General features: G+C 39.4%; 3 protein-coding genes. All 3 read left to right on the forward strand.

Annotation, left to right across the window (positions count from 1 at the left end; translation table 11 throughout):
- The first annotated feature begins 146 nt into the window (after positions 1 to 146).
- Genes istA through FS666_RS19025 form a run of 3 tightly spaced genes read left to right on the forward strand, consistent with a single transcriptional unit; the run spans position 147 to position 2,646 of the window.
- Complete coding sequence (istA, locus tag FS666_RS19015; RefSeq protein ID WP_120075982.1) at positions 147 to 1,700, forward strand: IS21 family transposase; 1,554 nt, start codon at positions 147 to 149, stop codon at positions 1,698 to 1,700.
- Positions 1,700 to 2,449, forward strand: coding sequence for an IS21-like element helper ATPase IstB (gene istB / locus FS666_RS19020; protein ID WP_120075983.1), 750 nt, complete (start codon positions 1,700 to 1,702; stop codon positions 2,447 to 2,449). Before istA ends, istB begins: the two co-directional genes overlap by 1 nt.
- Complete coding sequence (locus FS666_RS19025; RefSeq protein WP_120075985.1) at positions 2,446 to 2,646, forward strand: hypothetical protein; 201 nt, start codon at positions 2,446 to 2,448, stop codon at positions 2,644 to 2,646. Before istB ends, FS666_RS19025 begins: the two co-directional genes overlap by 4 nt.
- Positions 2,647 to 2,793: the final 147 nt, after the last annotated feature.

Consider the following 2,793-nt stretch of genomic DNA (forward strand, 5'->3'; position numbering starts at 1 on the left):
TGATTACAGCCATGCAATTGACCCAGTTGTGCCATCTTTTTGATCCACCTCTGCCATGAAATTGATCCACCTAAGACATAGCTGACCCACCCTCCTATATAATGAAGGAGCACATACGTGCAAATTCATTTATAGGGGGTTTTTTTGTGATTAAGTATCGGGAAATTTTAAGGCTTCACTCGCAGGAAGTCACACAAAGGGGGATAGCTTCAAGCTGTGGTCATTCAAGGAACACGATTAGAGAAGTAATTCGGCGAGCGGAAGAGAAGAAAATTCAGTGGCCAATCGAAGATGACGTGACAGATTTAGATTTACAAATGATTTTATTTCCTGAGAAAAAGGTTCCTTCAGACCATCGACGAAAGCCTGATTGTGAGTATATTCATAAAGAATTGGCTAAAACGGGGGTAACACTTTCTCTTTTATGGGACGAATATTCTTTACAGAGCAGGGCAAATGATGAAATTCCGTACAGTTATCGCCAGTTTTGTAGATTTTACACTGATTATGCCAGGAAAACCAAAGCAACCATGCGCATCAAAAGAAAACCTGGAGAACAAATGGAAGTGGACTGGGCAGGTCAAACGATGCATCTTACAAACAATCTAACAGGAGAAGAAATTCCTGTTTATATTTTTGTTTCTGCATTGCCATGTAGTCAATATGCATATGTAGAAGGATTTTTATCCATGGATATAGAGAGTTGGATTACGGCTCATATCCATGCTTTTGAATTTTATGGGGGAGTCACAAGGGTTATTGTACCGGATAACTTGAAGACTGGAGTGACCAAGTCTTCCCGTATCGATCCAATTATTAATCAGAGCTATCAGGAAATGGCTGAATATTACCAGACTACTATTATCCCAGCACGTGTACGCCGGCCCAAGGACAAGCCAAGTGTAGAAGGGAATGTTGGCCATATATCGACTTGGATTATCGCTTCTCTTCGTAATGAGAAGTTCTTTTCTTTGGCTGAGCTAAACAAAGCGATTAGAGAGAAATTAGATGTGGTGAATACAAAATCTTTCCAAAAGAGAAAAGGGAACAGGCAGGAAGCATTCTTAGAAGAAGAAAAATTTGCATTAATTCCCCTGCCTCATTCACCATACGAGATTGCGAGCTGGGCGAAGACCGTTGTCCAGCCCGATTATCATGTGAAAATAGATAATAATTATTACTCTGTTCCCTATGATTATATCAAATGTACAGTAGACGTTCGAGTAACGAGAAATATAGTTGAAGTGTTTTATAAGAATATCCGGATTGCTTCGCACAAAAGATCAAATAAAACAGGTGGGGATTTCAGTACGATTCCTGATCATATGCCTAGGGATCATAGAAAGTATGCATCGTTTGATAAGGAGTTTATATTAGAGTGGGGTGCCACAACCGGTCCTTCCACCCTATTAACCATTGAAAGAATACTAGAATCTTATCCAACAGAAAAGCAAGGGTTGAAATCGACCTATGCATTGATGAAACTAGCAGATAAATACTCCATCGAACGCATAGAGAAGGCGTGTGAAAGAGTATTGTCTTATACGCCACGCCCAAAACTTAAAAGCATACAAACAATCCTAAAAACAGGACATGATAAATTACCATTGGAGAAAACAAGCGAACAAATGGACACACCAAAAAATGATAACGCATACGGCTTTACTCGTGGCGCTGATTACTACGGAGGGAAAAAATAATGACAACCGATAACACTTTAACAAAATTAAATGACATGAGAATGTCTGCGATGGCAGAAACATTTAGAGAACAATTGAGAAATCCGGAATATCAAGAACTATCTTTTGAAGATAGATTTGGATTACTGGTTGATATTGAATGGTCCAGAAGGCAAAACAATAAGCTTGATCGCCTAATCAAACAAGCAGAATTACGGGACACGCAGGCGTGTATTGAAGATATTGAATATCATCCGGATAGAAAGCTAGATAAGGCACAAATATTGCGATTGGCAACTGGTAATTATATTGAAGAGCATCACAATATTATATTAATGGGTGCTTCCGGAAATGGGAAGACGTATTTAGCCTGTGCATTTGGCATCGCTGCGTGTCGTCAATTCTATAAAGTAAAATACATCCGATTACCTGATTTATTGGATGAATTGGCGATCGCAAGAGGAGAAGGAACGTATAGAAAGGTAATGAAAAAATACAAGAATGTAAACCTACTAATCTTGGATGAGTGGCTATTAACTCCGTTAAAAGAAACGGAATCAAGAGACCTTCTTGAAATCGTAGAAGCACGCCACCAGCAGGGCTCAACTATCTTTTGTTCCCAATTTGATCCTAGGGGATGGCATGATAAAATTGGCGAAAGCACACTGGCAGACGCCATTCTAGATAGGATTGTGCATGATTCCTACAATATACTTATTGACGGTAAAGTCTCGATGAGAGAACGTCATGGATTGGCGGTATCCAAGTGATCCCTGAAGAAGTTGAAATCCGTATAGCAAGGTATTTCCTTCACATGTATTTACCTGATGAAGTAATGCGCGAAGTGGAAGAGAAATTATTACCTCCATGTATTTGGGGAGAAGAAGAGGGATTAGACCACGATGAACTCGTTAGCTTAGCTCAAGAGATAATTAATAAACAACTAGACGGTAAGAGTTTTAAATAAGCTAAACAGCCATTGGAATATATTAGATTTCAATGGCTGCTTATAAATCTACTAGTAGTGGCTCATCTCTGTCCTAAGTGGATCAATTTCTTGTCCCAAGTGGGTCAAAAAGATGGCAGAGGTGGAGCTAACCTATGTCCTTCTTCA

It is taken from the genome of Siminovitchia fortis, from assembly GCF_007681465.1.
GTDB lineage: Bacteria > Bacillota > Bacilli > Bacillales > Bacillaceae_C > Siminovitchia > Siminovitchia fortis.

Excerpts from the sequence above, each read along its gene's own strand:
- istB (WP_120075983.1), top strand. The coding sequence starts at position 1,700 with ATGACAACCGATAACACTTTAACAAAATTAAATGACATGAGAATGTCT.